Origin of the sequence: Planomonospora parontospora (genome assembly GCA_014647935.1) — a bacterium.
GTDB classification, from domain to species: domain Bacteria; phylum Actinomycetota; class Actinomycetes; order Streptosporangiales; family Streptosporangiaceae; genus Planomonospora; species Planomonospora parontospora.
This window is the reverse complement of record BMQD01000002.1, coordinates 150,300-167,287: the sequence shown is the minus strand read 5'-3', so window position 1 is coordinate 167,287 and position 16,988 is coordinate 150,300. Positions and strand designations below refer to the sequence as shown.

13 protein-coding genes are annotated in these 16,988 nt (G+C 73.5%); 5 read left to right on the top strand and 8 right to left on the bottom strand.

The annotated features are described in order from the left end of the window. Positions 1–14 precede the first annotated feature (14 nt). The gene (locus tag IEZ07_RS03820) at positions 15–665 is read right to left on the bottom strand and encodes an MOSC domain-containing protein (RefSeq protein ID WP_191893529.1); all 651 of its coding nucleotides are present in this window, start codon (positions 663–665) and stop codon (positions 15–17) included. 215 nt (positions 666–880) lie between these two features. Here IEZ07_RS03820 and IEZ07_RS03815 point away from each other — a divergent pair, with 215 nt between their 5' ends. After that, positions 881–1,576 carry a sensor histidine kinase gene (locus IEZ07_RS03815; RefSeq protein ID WP_191893528.1) on the top strand — a complete coding sequence of 232 codons (696 nt, stop codon included), beginning with the start codon at positions 881–883 and terminating at the stop codon, positions 1,574–1,576. Between the two features lie 91 nt (positions 1,577–1,667). Beyond that, positions 1,668–3,797, top strand: coding sequence for a sensor histidine kinase (locus IEZ07_RS03810; RefSeq protein ID WP_204054260.1), 2,130 nt, complete (start codon positions 1,668–1,670; stop codon positions 3,795–3,797). Positions 3,798–3,956: 159 nt separating this feature from the next. On the opposite strand, the gene IEZ07_RS03805 is transcribed toward IEZ07_RS03810, so the two are convergent. After that, entirely contained in the window at positions 3,957–4,565 is a 609-nt protein-coding gene (locus IEZ07_RS03805; protein WP_191893527.1) for a response regulator transcription factor, read from the bottom strand. 97 nt (positions 4,566–4,662) lie between these two features. Between IEZ07_RS03805 and IEZ07_RS03800 the strand changes: the two genes are divergently transcribed. Beyond that, positions 4,663–5,394 carry an ABC transporter ATP-binding protein gene (locus IEZ07_RS03800; RefSeq protein ID WP_191893526.1) on the top strand — a complete coding sequence of 244 codons (732 nt, stop codon included), beginning with the start codon at positions 4,663–4,665 and terminating at the stop codon, positions 5,392–5,394. Then, the gene (locus IEZ07_RS03795) at positions 5,394–7,823 is read left to right on the top strand and encodes an ABC transporter permease (protein WP_191893741.1); all 2,430 of its coding nucleotides are present in this window, start codon (positions 5,394–5,396) and stop codon (positions 7,821–7,823) included. Before IEZ07_RS03800 ends, IEZ07_RS03795 begins: the two co-directional genes overlap by 1 nt. A 127-nt stretch (positions 7,824–7,950) precedes the next feature. Here IEZ07_RS03795 and gatB read toward each other — a convergent pair whose 3' ends face one another. From gatB to gatC, 5 genes are all read right to left on the bottom strand, one after another. Further along, positions 7,951–9,456, bottom strand: a complete 1,506-nt coding sequence (gene gatB / locus IEZ07_RS03790; RefSeq protein WP_191893525.1) for an Asp-tRNA(Asn)/Glu-tRNA(Gln) amidotransferase subunit GatB — start codon at positions 9,454–9,456, stop codon at positions 7,951–7,953. A 247-nt stretch (positions 9,457–9,703) separates the two neighbouring features. Further along, a complete protein-coding gene (locus tag IEZ07_RS03785) occupies positions 9,704–10,273 on the bottom strand; it encodes a hypothetical protein (RefSeq protein WP_191893524.1) in 570 nt (189 codons plus the stop codon). Further along, positions 10,270–11,358, bottom strand: a complete 1,089-nt coding sequence (locus IEZ07_RS03780; RefSeq protein WP_191893523.1) for an AAA family ATPase — start codon at positions 11,356–11,358, stop codon at positions 10,270–10,272. The genes IEZ07_RS03785 and IEZ07_RS03780 overlap by 4 nt, the downstream gene beginning before the upstream one ends. A 33-nt stretch (positions 11,359–11,391) precedes the next feature. Next, positions 11,392–12,882, bottom strand: a complete 1,491-nt coding sequence (gene gatA / locus IEZ07_RS03775; RefSeq protein ID WP_191893522.1) for an Asp-tRNA(Asn)/Glu-tRNA(Gln) amidotransferase subunit GatA — start codon at positions 12,880–12,882, stop codon at positions 11,392–11,394. Continuing rightward, entirely contained in the window at positions 12,879–13,178 is a 300-nt protein-coding gene (gene gatC, locus IEZ07_RS03770) for an Asp-tRNA(Asn)/Glu-tRNA(Gln) amidotransferase subunit GatC (protein ID WP_191893521.1), read from the bottom strand. The genes gatA and gatC overlap by 4 nt, the downstream gene beginning before the upstream one ends. Positions 13,179–13,485: 307 nt before the next feature. Here gatC and IEZ07_RS03765 point away from each other — a divergent pair, with 307 nt between their 5' ends. Continuing rightward, entirely contained in the window at positions 13,486–14,901 is a 1,416-nt protein-coding gene (locus tag IEZ07_RS03765) for an ATP-binding protein (RefSeq protein ID WP_191893520.1), read from the top strand. On the opposite strand, the gene IEZ07_RS03760 is transcribed toward IEZ07_RS03765, so the two are convergent. After that, positions 14,898–16,979 carry a putative bifunctional diguanylate cyclase/phosphodiesterase gene (locus tag IEZ07_RS03760; RefSeq protein WP_191893519.1) on the bottom strand — a complete coding sequence of 694 codons (2,082 nt, stop codon included), beginning with the start codon at positions 16,977–16,979 and terminating at the stop codon, positions 14,898–14,900. The two genes, IEZ07_RS03765 and IEZ07_RS03760, sit on opposite strands and share 4 nt — an antisense overlap. Positions 16,980–16,988 lie beyond the last annotated feature (9 nt).

Below are 16,988 nucleotides of genomic sequence, written 5' to 3'. Positions count from 1 at the left end.
GGCCCGGGAGCCGGTCACCCGCCGGTGCGCCTGCGGACCAGCTCCCTGTCCTCCTCCGGCAGGGCGTCGGCGGCGAGCAGCCGCGGCAGCAGATCCGGCTCGGTGGTCAGCGCGCGGAAGGCGAGCGCGACGGTGACGTCGTGGCCGGGCCGGTGCACGATCTCGACCGGGTCGCCGCCGCGGATGTCCCCCGGCTCGATCACCCGCAGGTACGGGCCCGGCAGCGCCGCCCGGGTGAACCGCTTGATCCAGCCCTCCACCTCCAGCCAGCCCTGGAACGTCCCGCAGGGGATGCGCGGGCACGAGACCTCCAGGACCGTGTCACGCCCGATCCGCCAGCGCTCCCCGATCAGGGCGCCGTTGACGTCGAGGCCGGAGGTCGTGAGGTTCTCCCCGAAGGCGCCGTTCGGCAGCGGCCTGCCCAGCTCGGCCTCCCAGAGGTCGAGGTCCTCGCGGGCGTAGGCGTAGACGGCCTGGTCCGATCCGCCGTGGTGCTTCACGTCGTAGACGCGGTCGCCCGCCAGGCCGACCGCGCCGGTGCCCTTGGGGCCGGGTTCGCGCACGGCGACCGGGCCGTCGGCGGGGCGCTTGTCGATGCCCGTCGCGCCCAGGTTCTTCCACGGGTTGGGCCGGGGCCGGCCGATGTTGACGGACAGCAGCTTCATGCGGATGACGGTACGGCCCCACCGCGGACCGTGCGACCCGTTATCTCCCGGTGCGGCGGGGTGCATGAGAATGGTGCGGTTCGGGACGGGGCGCACGCGTCCGGCCGGGGTCGCATCTCGACGGGCGGATCGGCGGGTGGTACGACCCCGGACAGAGGCGCATGTCCGACCGTGGGCAGACGCCGCATGCTCCGGTGCGACGATAGCTTGCCGCCATGGAATGGGCTGAACGGCGGTTCGACGGAAAGAGCGTCGCCGACGCCGCGGTGACCGACGAGCGCAGGCGCATCGCCCGGGAACTGCACGACGTCATCGGTCACAGCATGAGCCTGATCGCCGTCAAGGCCGCCGTCGCCAACCACGTCGCCGACGCCCGTCCGCAGGAGATGCGCGCCGCGCTGGCCGTCATCGAGCAGACCAGCCGCAGCACGCTCGCCGAGATCCACCGGGTGCTCGACCTGCTGCGCGCCGACGGCGACCCCCGGCAGGACCGGCTGCCCGCGCCCGGCATGGGGGACCTGCCCGAACTGGCCGCCCACGCCCGCTCGGCCGGGATCGAGGTGGAGCTGACCGTCCGCGAAAGGGCCGTGCTGCCCGCCACGGTCGCGGTGTCGGTGTACCGGATCGTGCAGCGGGCCCTGGCCAACGTCGTCACCCACGCCGGGCCCACCCGCTGCGCGGTCACCGTCGACGTCGACGGGCGGGAGGCCGTGATCGAGGTCGTCGACGACGGCCCCCGCCACGGCCGTCCGCCGCGCGCGGACCACGCCGGCCGGGACGGTCACGGCCTGATCGGCATGCGCGAGCGCGCCAAGATGTACGGAGGCGCGTTCGAGGCGGGGCCCCGGCCCGGAGGAGGCTTCCGCGTGGCGGCCCGGCTGCCCTACGACCCGGACGGCACCCCGGTATGAGCACCACCGGACCCGGACGGCGGTCGCGCACCAGGCGGGTCTGTCCAGTGAACCGCGCTGTCCCGTGATTCGAGGTACGGATTTGCCGCAGATGCAAGCGCCCCACCTGGCCCGGGGGATCACCCTCGCCGTTCTGGGCGCGTTCGCCAGCGTGTACCTGCTGGCCGGGGTGCCGATCGCGATCGCCGTGTTCGCGCTGCAGCTCGTTCACGTCCTGCCGGCGCTCGGGAGGTTCCGGGGGCCGATGCTGTTCGCCGTACAGGCCGGAGCCGGGTTCTGGGGCGTTCTCGCCTCCGGCGCGTCCGTCGGCATGCTCGGCTTCCTGGCCGGGTCGCTGCTGCTGTCTCCGCTGTGGCCGCTCGCTCCGGCGGTCGCCGTGGCGGCGGCGGTGATCGGCTCCGTCCGGTACGGCGAAGCGTCCGCCACGGCCGACGCCACGATCACGATGGTCCTGATCGCGCTGGTGGTCTACGGCCTGACCCGGCTCACCGAGCGGGTCGACCAACTGCACTCGGCCAGGCTCGCCCTCGCCGTGACCGCCGTCGCCGAGGAGCGGCTGCGCATCACCGCCGAACTGAGCGACGGTCTCGGGCGAGGCCTCACCATGATCGCTGCAGGCGGCAGGCGCGCCCTGGCCGAGCCGGAACGCACGGCTGAGATCCTCGGACAGGTCGCGGACATGGCGCGGCGGGCTCTGGCCGAGGCGCGGGCCGCCGCCTCCGGGTACCGCGCCATGTCCCTGGCGCCCGAGATCACCACCGCCCGCGCGATGCTGATGGCCGCGGGCGTGACCGCGCAAGTGCGCGCCGGCCACGCCGAACCGCTGGGGCCCGCGGGCGCGCTGCTCGCGGCCGTGCTCCGGGAGGCGGTGACCGAGGTCGTACGGCGCGGCACGGCGACGACGTGCGAGATCGAGACCGACACGTCCGAGGGCGGAGTCCGGCTCCGCGTCTCCAACGACGGAGCCAGGACCGCGGAGGACGAGAGCCTGGGCGACCTTCCCGGCCGGGTCGCCGAGGCGGGCGGATCGCTCACGACGGGCCTGTCCTCCACCGGCCGTTTCACCGTCTCCGTCGTGCTTCCCAGCACCGGATCCGCTCCGTCGCTCCCGCCGGACGACCGGCACGCCTCCGTTCTCTCCTTCACCCTGCTGGCCGTCGTCCTGGCCGGGTTCAGCGCCAAGGCGCTGCTCCGGCTCCCGGCGGACTCGCTGCTCCCGGCGGCCGCCTGCCTCGGGCTGATCCTTCTCCTCCAGCTCCGCCTGGTGTCCGGCCGCCACCTGCGGTCACTGGCGGTCATGGCCCTGCTCACCTATCTCCCGATCCCCGCCTTCGGCGAGGTCTGGCTGGGCGTCGCCGGTTTCCTCTCCGGTCCGCTCCTGCTGGCCTTCCCCGCGGTGCTCGCCTGGCCGCTCGTCGCCTCCGTGACGGCGAGCGCCGCGGTCATCGGCGTCGTCCTCGGGCTGGAGCCCGCCGTGACGGTGAACCACACCGTGAGCACGCTGGTGACCGGCCTGGTCGTCCACGGACTCATCCGCCTGGCCCTGCTGGCGAAGGAGATCCAGGCGGTCAAGGAGGGACTGGCCCGCTCGGCGGTGGTCGAGGAGCGCCTGCGCGCCGCCCGGGACCTGCACGACCTGCTCGGCCACAGCATGGCGGCGATCCTCCTCAAGTGCGAGCTGGCCAGGAGGCTCGACCCCGTCCGGGCCCGCGCCGAGATCGAGGACGTGCTCGGGATGGTGGAGAAGGCCGAGGCCGACATGCGCTCCGTCTCCGGGGAGCGGCACGAGATGACGCTGGCCGCCGAGGCGGAGTCGGCGCGGTCGCTCCTGGGCGCCGCGGGCATCGATGTCACGGTCGAGCTGGGCCACGGCCGCGTCACCGCGGGGGTCGAGACCGTGCTGAGCACGGTGCTGCGTGAGGCGGTGACCAACGTGCTCCGGCACAGCACAGCACGCCGCTGCACGATCGCGACGGACCGCGGGCAGGGCGAGGTACGGCTCCGCGTGCGCAACGACGGTGTTCGCCCGGCAGCGGTACCCGCCGGGGGTCCCGCCCCGGACCGGACCGCGGGGCGCCGCGGCTCGGCGGGAGTCGGAAACCTGACCACGCGGCTGGCCGTCCTCGGCGGCGGTCTCGCCACCACCCGTGACGGCGAGCGGTTCGAGATCGAGGCCCGTGTCCCCGCCGCGTCCCCCGCCATGTCCGTACCCGCCGGCTGAGGCTCCCCGCGCCTCGGACGGCACGGCGCCGCGGTCCCTCCCCGGACGGCCCCGTCCGCCGCCTCAGCCCCGACCGGCCCGTCCCCGGGCGGCCCGGTCGCAGGGCGGTCCGCACCCGCATGGCCCGGTCCCCGTCCTGGCCGTGCGGGCACGGCGCGGTCAGATCCAGCCCGCCTCTCTCGCGACGCGCACCGCGTCGACCCGGTTGCGGGCGTTGAGCTTGGCGACGATCGCGGTGATGTAGTTGCGCACGGTTCCCGCGCTCAGGAAGAGGCGCCCGGCGATCTCGGCGGCGTCGATCCCCTCCGCCACCAGCCGGAGCACGTCGGCCTCGCGGGGGGTGAGCGGGTTGTCGGCCAGGTCCCAGGCCGTCACCGCCAACGAGGGGTCGAGCACCCGCTCGCCGCCGGCCACCGCGCGGATGGCGGCCACCAGTTCCTCCGGCGGTGCGGTCTTCAGCAGGAACCCGTCCGCCCTCGCACCGAGCGCCCGGCGGAGATGACCCGGCTTGCCGTACGCGGTGAGCATGAGCGTCCGGCAGGCGGGCAGCCGCGAGCGGAGCTCTCCCGCGGCGGCGAGGCCGTCGAGCGCGCCGGGCATGTCGATGTCGAGGACCGCGACGTCGGGCCGGTGCAGAAGCGCGGCGGGCACCACGGCGTCGCCCGACTCGACGGCGGCGACGACCTCCAGGTCCTCCTCCAGGCCCAGCAGCGCCACCAGGGCGCCCCGGACGACGTGCTGGTCCTCGGCCAGCAGCACACGGATCACGGGACATGTCTACCAGTGCCCGGATCATGACGATGTCACGGTCCGCCGGTGATCACATCTCTGGCCCGGCGGACCGCAGGCCAGCAGGCTGGCAGGCATGACGGATGTGGTGCGTTTGGACGCGGTGAGCAAGGTGTACGGCACGGGCCAGGGCGCGGTGGCGGCCCTGCGCGAGGTGACGGTGGGCATCCCGCAGGGGAGCTTCACCGCGGTGATGGGGCCGTCGGGATCGGGGAAGAGCACGTTCCTGCACTGCGCGGCCGGGCTGGACGCACCGTCCTCGGGCTCGGTACGGCTGGGCGGCACCGAGCTGACCGGGATGGACGAGACGCGGCTGACGAAGCTGCGCAGGCAGCGGATCGGATTCGTGTTCCAGGCGTTCAACCTGGTGCCCTCGCTGACCGTGACCGAGAACATCACGCTGCCGCTCCGGCTCTCGGGCAGCCGGGTGGATCGGGCCTGGCTCCGCGAGGTCGTCTCGAGGGTCGGCCTGGACGGGCGGACCGGGCACCGGCCCGCCCAGCTCTCCGGCGGGCAGCAGCAGCGGGTGGCCATCGCCCGGGCGCTGGCGGTCCGGCCCGAGGTGGTCTTCGGCGACGAGCCCACCGGAGCGCTCGACACGATGACCGCCCGTGACGTGCTGAGGCTGCTCCGCGAGGTGGTGGACGGCATGGGCCAGACCGTGGTGATGGTCACCCACGACCCGGTGGCGGCCTCCTACGCCGACACCGTCCTGTTCCTGGCCGACGGCCGGATCGTGGACGCGATGACCGCGCCCACCTCCGACCGGGTGGCCGAGCGCATGACCAGACTGGGAGCGTGGGTTTAATGATCTTCTTCGCGTTGCGGGCGATCCGGCACCGCAAGGCCGGCTTCGCGGGCGCCTTCCTCGCCCTGATGTGCGCGGCGGCCCTGGTCTGCGCCTGCGGGATGCTGCTGGAGACCGGGCTGCGCGGCGGCGTCGCCCCCGAACGCTACGCGGGCGCCCCGGTGCTCGTCGCGGGCGACCGGTATGCCCGCGAGACGATCCGGAAGTCGGAGGAGAAGACCAAGACGAAGGCCAAGGCCCTGTCGGAGCGCCGGTGGATCCCCGCCTCCCTCGCCGGGGAGCTGGGCCGGCTGCCGGGGGTCGGGCGGGTGGTCACCGAGGTGACGTTCCCCGTCCTGGTCGCGGGCCGGTCCTTCTGGGGGCACGGCTGGGAGTCGGCCCCGCTCACTCCGTTCACCCTGCGCGCCGGACGCGCGCCCGGGAACGGGAACGAACTGGTGGCGGACGCGCGGGCGGGGCTGGACGTGGGCGCCGAGGTGACCGTGGAGTCACCGGCGGGATCACGGGTCTACCGGGTGTCGGGCGTCACCGCCGAGGCCCTGCCCAGCCAGGACACGCTGTTCTTCGCCGCCGCCGAGGCCCGCCGCCTGGCCGGCCGCCCCGGTCTGGTCAGCGCGATCGGCGTCTTCCCCCGGTCCGGTGCGCCTCGGACCGACCTGACCCCGGTGCTCGGCGGTGCGGTCGCCCACACCGGGGACGAGCGCGGCGCGGCCGAGTTCCTCGACGCGGAGCAGGCACGGCTGAAGCTGATCAGCATGGGCGGCGCCCTCGGCGGTACCGCGCTGCTGGTCGCGGTCCTCGTCGTGGTCGGCACGTTCGCGCTCTCCGTCCAGCAGCGCCACCGGGAGATCGCCCTGCTGAGAGCGGTCGCGGCGACACCCCGGCAGGTGCGCCGGCTGCTCGGCGGCGAGGCGCTCGTGCTCGGCGTCGTCGCCGGAGCCCTGGGGTCCGCTCTGGGAATCGGCCTGGGCTTCTGGCTGCGCTCCCGGTTCGTCGCGCTGGGTGTGATGCCGGAGAACCTGCGGCTCGTGGTGAGCCCGTTCCCGGTACTCGCCGCGCTCGCGGCGACCGTCCTGGCCGCCTGGACCGCCGCGCGCGTCTCCGCCCGCCGGACCGCCCGCATCCGCCCGGTCGAGGCCCTCGGCGAGGCGGCGCTGCCGACCGCGCGCCTGCCCCGGGGACGGATGCTCGCCGGGCTGTCGTGCGCCGCGGGCGGTGCCGTGCTGACGTCGGTGCTGTCGGGGTTGTCCACCGAGGCGGCGTCCGGTCCGGTGACGATGCTGACCCCACTGGTGTGGACGGTCGCGGTCGCCCTGCTCGGCCCGGTGATCGCCCGGGTGTCCGTCGCGGTGCTCGGAGTGGTGCTGCGCGCCTCCCGGGTGAGCGGGTACCTCGCCGCGGCGAACCTGCGGGCCGGGTCGCACCGACTGGCCTCGGTGATCACTCCACTCAGCCTGATGGTCGCGATGACGTGCACGATCCTGTTCGTGCAGACCACGATGGGGCACGCCGCCCAGGAGGAGGCGGCGGCGGGCGACCGCGCCGACTACGTGCTCGGCCCGCGGGTCTCCTCCGCCGCGGCCGAGGCCGTACGCGGGGTGCCGGGCGTGGAGGCGGTCACCGAGGTGCTGCACACCTCGGTCCGGGTCGGCCTGGAGAAGTACGGCGCACGAGCCGTCACACCCGCGGGGCTCTCGTCGACGCTCGACCCCGGAGTGGTCGCCGGATCGCTGCACGGGCTCGGCCCGCAGACGGTCGCCGTCAGCCGGACCGCCGCGTCCCGCCTCGGCGTGTCGGTCGGCTCGCCGCTCCGGCTCGTCCTCGGCGACGGCGCCGGCGCGACGCTCCGCGTCGTCGCCGTCTACGAGCGGGGCCTCGGGTACGGCGAGCTCCTCCTGGCGCACGAGCTGGTGCGCCCGCACGTCGACGATCCCTTCTCCACCGTCCTGGTCTCGGCGCCGTCGCTCTCCCGCGCGGCCCTGGAGCGGGCCGCACCGGGCGTCGCGGTGCTCGACAGGGCCCGGGCCGCCGCGGCGGGCACACCGAACGCCGAGGTCAACTACGTGGCGATGGGTCTGATCATCGCGTTCACCGCGATCGCCGCGGTCAACACGCTGGCGATGTCCGCCGCGGACCGCTCCCGCGAGTTCGCCCTGCTCCGCCTCGTCGGCACCACGCGCCGGCAGGTGCTGAGGACGGCCCGTCTGGAGACGCTGACCGCGGTGCTCGTCTCGGTGACCGTCGGCACGGTGATCTCGCTGGTCACGCTCACGGCCTTCAGCCTGGGCATGACCGGTTCGGCACGGCCGTACGTGCCGCCGCCGGCCTACCTGGCCGTGGTCGCCTCGGTGGCCGTCCTGGCCCTGGCCGCCACCGCCCTTCCCGCGCGGCTCGTGCTTCGTGCCCGTCCCGCCGAGGCGATCTCCTGATCTGCGGATCCGGACGGCCCTCGGCAGGCGCCGGACACCGCGAAGGCGCGGGCCCGCCGGTCGGGACCGGTGGGCCCGCGCCTTCGCGGATCACTCCCCCTCTGGGACGGCGCCGCCCCGGAGAGGCCTACTCGGAGACGCCGAGCTTCTGCAGGATCAGCTCGCGGGCCCGGCCCGCGTCGGCCTTGCCGCGGCTGGCCTTCATGACGCCGCCGACCAGCGCGCCGGCTGCGGCGATCTTGCCGTTGCGGACCTTGTCCGCCGCGTCGGCGTTGTCCGCCAGCACCTGGTCGATGATCGCCGACAGCTCGCCCTCGTCGTTGACGATCTGCAGGCCGCGGGCGGCCACCACGTCGTCCGGCGAGCCCTCGCCGTTCAGCACGCCCTCCAGCACCTGGCGGGCCAGCTTGTCGTTGAGCGCGCCGCCGGCGACCATCGCGCAGACCCGCGCGATCTCGTCCGGGGTGATCCGCAGCGCGCTCAGCGGCACGCCGGCCTCGTTGGCCCGGCGGGCCAGCTCGCCCATCCACCACTTGCGGGCGTCCGCGGGCGGTGCGCCGGCGGACACCGTCGCCTCGACCAGGTCGATGGCGTCGGCGTTGTGCATGGCCTCCATGTCCAGGTCGGACACGCCCCACTCCTGCTGGAGCCGCTTGCGCTTCAGCCGCGGCAGCTCCGGCAGGGCCGTCTTGAGCGCGGCCACCCAGGCGAAGTCCGGGGCGATCGGCACCAGGTCGGGCTCGGGGAAGTAGCGGTAGTCCTGCGCCTCCTCCTTGGACCGGCCCGAGGTGGTGGTGCCGGTGTCCTCGTGGAAGTGGCGGGTCTCCTGGACGATCCGGCCGCCGCCGGCGAGGATCCCGGCCTGGCGTTCGATCTCGCTGCGGACCGCGCGCTCGACGCTGCGCAGCGAGTTGACGTTCTTGGTCTCGGTCCGGGTGCCCCACTCGGAGGCGCCGCGCGGCATGAGGGAGACGTTGACGTCGCACCGCATGGAGCCCTCCTCCATGCGCACGTCGGAGACGCCGAGGGAGCGCATGACCTCGCGCAGCTCGGTGACGTAGGCGCGGGCGACCTCGGGCGCGAGCCGGTCGGTGCCGGGGATCGGCTTGGTGACGATCTCCACCAGCGGGATGCCCGCGCGGTTGTAGTCGACGATCGAGTAGTCGGCGCCGTGGATGCGGCCGGTCGCGCCGCCCATGTGGGTGGACTTGCCGGTGTCCTCCTCCAGGTGCACGCGCTCGATCTCGATGCGCACCGTCTGACCGTTCACCTCGACGTCGAGGTAGCCGTCGAAGCAGAGCGGCTCGTCGTACTGGCTGATCTGGTAGTTCTTCGGCATGTCCGGATAGAAGTAGTTCTTCCGGGCGAAGCGGCACCACTCGGCGATGGAGCAGTTCAGCGCCAGGCCGATCCGGATCGTCGACTCGATCGCCTTGGCGTTGGCCGTCGGCAGCGAACCCGGCAGCGCCAGGCAGACCGGGCAGACGTGGGTGTTCGGCGGCGCGCCGAACGTCGTCGGGCAGGCGCAGAACATCTTCGAGGCCGTACCGAGCTCGACGTGCGTCTCCAGGCCCAGCACCGGCTCGAAGCGCTCCAGCGCCTCGTCGTACGGCATGAGCGTGCCTGTACTCATGATTCGTTCACCATTTCCATCAGATCTAGCGAGGGAACTGCCGGGTTCACCCGGCAGGGGAATCGCTTCCCTGTTACAGTTCGTCTGCTTGAAACGGGCAGGGCTTGTCCGTCGCCTACCTCAGCAGAGGAAAGCGAGAAGCCGCTCCCTTCAGGGAGCGGAGGAGTCACCAGTCCGATCCGGGAGAGCCGGAGCGTTCTGCGATGACAGTGCCGTCGTGGGCCGTCGCCGCGGGCGGTGGGAGGCGTCAAAGGTACCCGAGTCCCTTCAGCGCGTTCCGCGTCTCGGCGACCCAGCCGGCGTAGCCGGGGACCCGGGCCAGGACGGCGAGGTCGATGTTGCGTCCGATGTACTCGAAGTAGTCGCCGACCGGCTTGCCCCGCCGGGGCGCGGTCGCGGTCAGCACCTCCCGCGGGTAGGCGATCCGCTCGACGTCGGCCGGGCTGGCGGGCAGCCGGGACAGGTCGCTGCCCGGCAGCCCGGCCCACGCGGCGGGGTCCGCCAGCGGCCAGGCCTCGGTGTCGCCCAGGCCGACCACCGGCACCAGGTAGTGCGAGTGGTAGCGGATCCCGTCCGACCGGCCGCGTTCGCGGTCGCCGGACCGGGCGAAGATCAGGTGGCAGTCGCCCGCCAGCTCCTCCAGCGCCGCCACCAGGTGCTCGCGGCCGCACACGATGACCCGCGTGGCCTCGACGTCCACGGTGTACGGCGAGGCCCGCACGAGCTCGCGGAGCTGCCGGGGCACCACCACGCTCAGGAAGCCCCCGTCCGCGTCCCCCTCGGCGACCAGGCCGGGGACCAGGGAGCGGCTGCTCATGCCGCCGCCCCGAGGTACTGGCGGAGCTGCCGGGGCGAGACGAACGTGCCCGGCTCGCCGTCCGGCAGGACCGGCTTGGCCACGCTCACCCGCGACGTCCGGTCGGCCGCCGGGTCGACCCGCACCACCGCGTCCAGGAAGACCAGCGACTCCGGGGCCGTCCGGCCGAGCTCGGCGACCACCGCCGGCGAGTGGCTGGTCACGATCACCTGCCGGTACGGCTCCGCGCCGCCGGGCTCGCGGACCCGCTGCCGGACCCGCCGGAGCAGCTCGCCCAGCCGCCCGGGGTGCACGCCGGCCTCGACCTCCTCCACCAGGAGGGTGGCCGGGTGGTCCGGGTCGTGCAGGGCCGCCAGCAGGCCGGTGATCCGCAGGGTCCCGTCCGACAGCAGCGCCACCGGGACCTCGCCCTGGCCGTCCAGGATCAGGTCGAAGGACCACTCGCCGCGCTCCAGCCGGGGCAGGAGCCCGGCCGCGCCGGGGACCAGCGCGGCGAGGTCGGCCACCAGGTCGGCGAAGGCCGCCGTGCCCGCCATCCGGCCGAGCACCGCGGCGAGGTTCGCCCCGTCGGCGGCCAGCGGCCCGAGGTCGTCCGGCGCGCCCCGCCCGCGCATGGCGCGCGGGACCGGGGCGTGGCGGCGCCACGCGGCGACCGTGCGGCGGGGCGTGCCCGCCGGGTCGGGATCCACCACCATGAGCTCCAGCAGCTCCGGCGGGAGCCGCCGGGCCACGTGGCTGACGACCGCCCCGGTGGACCTCGGGATGCGCAGCACCATCTCCGCGCCCGTGTCGAACCGGACCGGGAGCAGGGCCCCGGGCTCCGGGGAGACCAGGGCCTCCACCGCGACGGTGAACGCCGCGACGGGGGCGCCCTGCGCGACCCGGTGGAACTGCTCGTTCGGCGCTCCCCGGCGCGCGCCGAGGAGACCGCCGGAGCCGCCGACCTCGTCGGCGACGAAGCCCAGCGCGTCGAACAGGTTGGACTTGCCCCCGGCGTTCGGACCGACCAGCGCGAGGAACGGCGGCACGTCGATCTCGAAGTCCAGGAACGACTTGAACCCGTCGATCTCGATGCGAGTGATCACTCCCCCGTTTCCTCCCCGGTGCCCTGCCCGCGCCTAGAGCGCGGGCGCCTTGGACAGCAGACCGCCGCCCCAGCGGTCCGTCAGGGCCCGCTCCACCGCGGCGCCGACCCGGTAGCAGCGGTCGTCGCCGAGCACGGGCGCCATGATCTGCAGACCGACCGGGAGGCCGTCCTCGTCCGCCAGACCGCACGGCACCGAGATGGCCGCGTTGCCGGCCAGGTTGGTGGGGATCGTGCACAGGTCGGCGAGGTACATCGCCATGGGGTCGTCGGCGCGCTCGCCGATCGGGAACGCAGTGGTCGGCGTGGTCGGCGAGACGAGCACGTCCACCTGGTGGAAGGCCGCCTCGAAGTCGCGGGCGATCAGCGTGCGGACCTTCTGCGCCTGCCCGTAGTAGGCGTCGTAGTAGCCGCTGGACAGCGCGTAGGTGCCCAGGATGATGCGCCGCTTGACCTCGGGGCCGAAGCCCTGCGCCCGGGTCAGCGCCATGACCTCCTCGGCCGACCGCGTGCCGTCGTCGCCGACGCGCAGGCCGTACCGCATCGCGTCGAAGCGCGCCAGGTTGGACGAGCACTCCGACGGGGCGATGAGGTAGTAGGCGGGCAGCGCGGTGGTGAACGACGGGCAGGAGACCTCGACGACCTTGGCGCCGAGGGACTCCAGCAGCTCCACGGTCTCCCGGAAGCGGGCCAGCACGCCCGGCTGGTAGCCGTCCCCGCCGAACTCCTTGACCACGCCGATCCGCAGGCCCGCCACGTCGCCCTCGCGGGCCGCCTCGGCGACCCGCGGCACGGCGGCGTCGATGGAGGTGGAGTCCATCGCGTCGTGCCCGGAGAACGCCTCGTGCAGCAGCGCCGCGTCCAGCACGGTGCGGGCGAACGGGCCCGGGGTGTCCAGGGAGCTGGCGAAGGCGATCAGGCCGTAGCGGGAGGAGCCGCCGTAGGTCGGCTTCATGCCGACGATGCCGGTGACGGCGGCGGGCTGCCGGATGGAGCCGCCGGTGTCGGTGCCGGTGGACAGCGGGGCCTCGTAGGCCGCGACCGCCGCGGACGAGCCGCCGGAGGAGCCGCCCGGGATGCGGGACAGGTCCCACGGGTTGCGGGTGACGCCGTAGGCGGAGTTCTCGGTGGAGGAGCCCATCGCGAACTCGTCCAGGTTGGTCTTGCCGAGGATCACCAGCCCGGCCTCGCGCAGCCGCCGGGTCACGGTCGCGTCGTACGGCGGGCGCCAGCCCTCGAGGATCTTCGATCCCGCGGTGGTGGGCATGTCCGTGGTGGTGAAGACGTCCTTGTGCGCGATCGGCACACCCGCCAGCGGGCCGAGCTCCTCGCCCGCCGCCAGGCGCTCGTCGACCCTCCGCGCCTGCGCCAGGGTCGTCTCGGCGTCGACGTGCAGGAACGCGTTGACCTGCGGCTCGACGGCGGCGATCCGGTCGAGGTGGGCCTGGGCGACCTCCACGGCCGAGGTCTCGCCGCTCGCGATCAGCGCGCCGAGCTCGGCGGCGGTCTTGTGGATCAGGCTCATGCTTCCTCCCCGAGGATGCGCGGGACGCGGAAGCGGTTCTCCTCGACGGCCGGGGCGCCGGACAGCGCCGCCTCGGGCGTCAGGCCGGGCCGTACCTCGTCGGGACGGTAGACGTTGGTGAGCGGGAGCGCGTGCGAGGACGGCGGGATGTCGTCGGCCGCCACCTCGGCGACGCGGGCGACCGCACCGATGATCACATCGAGCTGGGCGGCGAAGTGGTCGAGCTCCTCGTCGGACAGCGCCAGCCTGGACAGCCGGGCGAGGTGAGCGACCTCGTCGCGGGTTATGGCGGACATGAGTCGTTGAACCCGTTTCGTGGAATGGCAATCGGACACTGTCATCCTAGAGTGCGTGACCGTACGTGCCCGACTCCTCGGGTTCGGGTACGGCTCGGCGCCGCCGGAGAGCGCCTCCCCGGCTCCCCTCCCGACGTGCCCGGCGGCCGTCCCACGCCCGCCGCCGGAGTTTCCGTACTTCGCCGAACCCTGAACTCCGCATTGCCGGAAGGAGGCAGGAGGGCACTTCGTCGAAGTACAGTCCTACTTCTTCTCGAAATACTATCGCTGGCGATAGTATCCCCGGGAGAAGTCTCAGGGAGGTCGCATGGGCGGGTTCGTCGGCCGGGAGCACGAGCTGGCGTCGCTCGACTCGCTGCTCGGCCAGGTGCGATCAGAGATCTCCACGGCGCGTCCCGGCCGATGCGTGCTGATGCGTGGACGGCGGCGGATCGGCAAGTCGACTCTGGCCGAGGAGTTCCTCAACCGGAGCGGCCTGCCGTCGCTGTTCTACACGGCGGCGCGCGCCGACGCCCAGACCGAGCTGCGACAGCTCATGGACGACGTCTCCGCTTCCGGGCTACCGGGAAAGGACGTCTTCGCGGAGACGGCCCCGAGCACGTGGAACGGGGCCCTGCAACTCCTCGCCGACGCTCTGCCCGGTGACGGCCCCTCCGTCGTCGTGATCGACGAGGTCCCCTACCTCATGGAACGCGTCGACGCCTTCGAAGGCCTCCTGCAGCGTGCCTGGGACCGGTTCCTCAGCCGGAAACCCGTCCTGCTCGTCCTCATCGGCTCCGACCTGTCGATGATGGAGGCCCTGAACGGCTACGAGCGCCCGTTCCACCAGCGGGGGACCGAGATGGTCGTCGGACCGCTCAACCCCCACGAGATCCAGCGCATGCTCCAGCTCTCCCCGGCCGACGCGTTCGACGCCACCGTCGTCACGGGCGGTCTCCCCCTGGTCTGCGGCGAATGGCCGCGCGGGGCGTCGCTCTGGGAGTACCTGCACGGCGCCCTGACGAATCCGGTCTCCGCGCTCCTGGTGTCCGCCGAGCGCTCACTCGCGGCCGAGTTCCCGGTGGAGGCACAGGCCAGCCAGGTGCTGCAGGCGATCGGCAGCGGCGAGCGCACGTTCACCAACATCGCCCGGAAGGCTGGCGGCATCTCCCACAGCACGCTGTCCCGCGCGGCAGATCTACTGACCACCAAGGGGATGGTGGCCGGTGAGCTCCCCGTGTCCCTGCGCCCGTCGAAGGAGCGCCGCTACCGGGTCACCGACCCCTACCTGCGCTTCTGGCTCTCCTTCCTCCATCCGCACATGCCGGAGATCGAGCGCCGCCGCGGCGATCTGACCCTCCGGCGGATCGTCTCGCGGTGGAGCACCTGGCGGGGACGCGCCATCGAGCCGCTCGTACGCGAGTCACTGGCCAGGCTGCTGCCGGACGACAGGCTCCCGGAGGCTCCGACGGTCGGCTCCTACTGGACCCGGAGCAACGACTTGGAGATCGACATCGTCGGAGCCGACCGCGGACCGATCGCGCGGGAGCTCCGCTTCCTCGGATCGATCAAGTGGCTGGAGAACGCCGCCTTCGACGACCACGACCTGGCCGCGCTGGCCAGGCACCGCGCCGCCCTCACCGGTGATCCGGTGCCCCTCGTCGCCGTCTCCCGCAACGGGGTCTCCTGTTCGGGCCTGACCGCGTCGTACGGCCCCGACGATCTGATGAGCGCCTGGGGCTAGGCCGTCTGGGGGTCGAGCAGCCCGGCCGGGTCGGGCACCCGGAAGGCGGGCCGGACCGGGGCGCGGTGCTCGCGGAGCCAGGCCGTCGCGTCGGCGGCGGACATCGGCTCGGCGAACCACCAGCCCTGGGCGAGGTCGCAGCCCATCTCCTCCAGGCGCGCGGCCACCTCGGCCGACTCGACGCCCTCGGCGACCGAGCGCAGCCCCAGCGAGCGGACCAGGTCGACGATGGAGCGGACGATCCGCTCGTCGTCCCCGGACTCGCAGATCCTCCGCACGAACGAGGCGTCGATCTTGACCTCGGCCACCGGGAGCCGCTGCAGGCGCACCAGCGAGGAGTAGCCGGTGCCGAAGTCGTCCAGGGCGAGCGGCACGCCCAGGGAGTTCAGCGCCCGTACGGCGTCGGCGGTGTAAGCCTGGTCGGTCATCAGGATGCGCTCGGTGACCTCCAGCTGGATCGCCTTGGGCGGCAGCCGGTGCTTCGCCAGGCCGGCCTCCAGCCGTTCGGGGAGGGCGGAGTCGAGCAGGTCGCGGGCCGAGACGTTGACGGAGATCTGCTCGTGCACCCCCGCGTGCCACCAGTCGGCGGCCTGCTCCAGCGCCGCGTCGATGACGTACTCGGTGAGCTGGCGCATCAGGTAGGACTGCTCGGCGAGCGGGATGAAGTCGTCCGGGTAGACCGTCCCCCGCACCGGGTGGCGCCAGCGCAGCAGCGCCTCCACCCCCCGCACCTGCCCGGCGGCCAGATCGATCTTCGGCTGGTAGTGCAGCGCGAGCTCGCCGCGGTCGATGGCCCGGCGCAGGTCGCCGAGGAGGCCGAGCCGTTCGGGGCTGTTTCGGTCCTTGTCGGCGACGTAGAGCTCGACGCCGGTCCGGCCCTCCTTGGCGAGGTACATCGCCACGTCGGAGCGCTGCAGCAGCAGCTCGAAGTCCGGCGCGTGGTCGGGGTGGAGCGCGATGCCGATCGAGGCGTCCATGTCGAAGGTCATGCCCTCCAGCCGGACCGGCTCGGTGAGCGCCACCCGCAGGCGCGCGGCCACCTCTCGCGCCGCGGCGGCGTCCCGGACCGAGGGCAGCAGCACCGCGAACTCGTCGCCGCCGAGCCGGGCGACCACGTCCCCCGGCCGCACACTGTGGGTCAGCCGGTGCGCCACCGTCTGCAGCAGCCGGTCGCCCACCGGGTGCCCGAGCGTGTCGTTGACCTCCTTGAAGCGGTCGAGGTCCAGCAGGAGCAGGCCGACCCGCTCCCCCTGCCGCGCCCGCGCCTCGGCGAGCGCCTCCTCGGTGCGCAGCACGAGCAGCTTCCGGTTCGGCAGCCCGGTCAGCCCGTCGTGCATCGCCTGGTGGTCGCGGCGGACCGAGATCGTGGCGGTGAAGTAGACGGCGGCCATCGGCGCGACGAACAGCGGCACCAGCGCCGGGGAGTGGTTCATGACCACCACGACGAGCGGGGCCAGGCCGAGCAGCGCGGCGTAGACCAGGCTCTGGTGGCCGATCGTGGTCCTGATCACCCGGTGGACCGACCGCCGCTCGTGCAGCGCGACCGCCCCGCACACCAGCAGCCCCCTGGTCACGAAGTAGGCCAGCCCGGCCAGGCCGATGGCGAGCAGGTCGGTGCCGGCCGGGACCCAGGCGGCCCCCGGCCGGTGGCCGAACAGCGCGAGCACCGCCCCGGCCGCCGCGCAGGCCAGCGTCACCTGGGCGACGTTGAACAGGACCCGGTGCCACGCCTTGCGGGTGACCGCCCCGTTGAACAGGATGCCGACCGCCTGCATCAGCGCGGCGACCGGCAGCCCGTAGTGGAGCAGCGCGGCGAAGGTGAACATCGTCGACGGGTAGGTGCCCCCCGCCGCCGTCGACGACGAGAGCAGCACCGGTCGCAGGTCCCCCAGCACGATCAGGACCATGAGCGTCCAGAACAGCGGGGAGCGCACGAGGTCCGCCGGGTCGCCGGGACTGATCCACCACAGCGCCGCGACCAGGGCGGCGATCCCGGTGGCGGTGACCGCCGTGAGGTAGGCCCACAGGGGCGAGCCCACACGTGGTCCGGTGTCGCGTGTATCTGTTGGGTCGGCCATGAGTAATAA

Coding starts and splice junctions, on each gene's coding strand:
- IEZ07_RS03820 (WP_191893529.1), bottom strand. CDS start 665: ATGAAGCTGCTGTCCGTCAACATCGGCCGGCCCCGGCCCAACCCGTGG.
- IEZ07_RS03815 (WP_191893528.1), top strand. CDS start 881: ATGGAATGGGCTGAACGGCGGTTCGACGGAAAGAGCGTCGCCGACGCC.
- IEZ07_RS03810 (WP_204054260.1), top strand. CDS start 1,668: ATGCAAGCGCCCCACCTGGCCCGGGGGATCACCCTCGCCGTTCTGGGC.
- IEZ07_RS03800 (WP_191893526.1), top strand. CDS start 4,663: ATGACGGATGTGGTGCGTTTGGACGCGGTGAGCAAGGTGTACGGCACG.
- IEZ07_RS03795 (WP_191893741.1), top strand. CDS start 5,394: ATGATCTTCTTCGCGTTGCGGGCGATCCGGCACCGCAAGGCCGGCTTC.
- gatB (WP_191893525.1), bottom strand. CDS start 9,456: ATGAGTACAGGCACGCTCATGCCGTACGACGAGGCGCTGGAGCGCTTC.
- IEZ07_RS03785 (WP_191893524.1), bottom strand. CDS start 10,273: ATGAGCAGCCGCTCCCTGGTCCCCGGCCTGGTCGCCGAGGGGGACGCG.
- gatA (WP_191893522.1), bottom strand. CDS start 12,882: ATGAGCCTGATCCACAAGACCGCCGCCGAGCTCGGCGCGCTGATCGCG.
- gatC (WP_191893521.1), bottom strand. CDS start 13,178: ATGTCCGCCATAACCCGCGACGAGGTCGCTCACCTCGCCCGGCTGTCC.
- IEZ07_RS03765 (WP_191893520.1), top strand. CDS start 13,486: ATGGGCGGGTTCGTCGGCCGGGAGCACGAGCTGGCGTCGCTCGACTCG.
- IEZ07_RS03760 (WP_191893519.1), bottom strand. CDS start 16,979: ATGGCCGACCCAACAGATACACGCGACACCGGACCACGTGTGGGCTCG.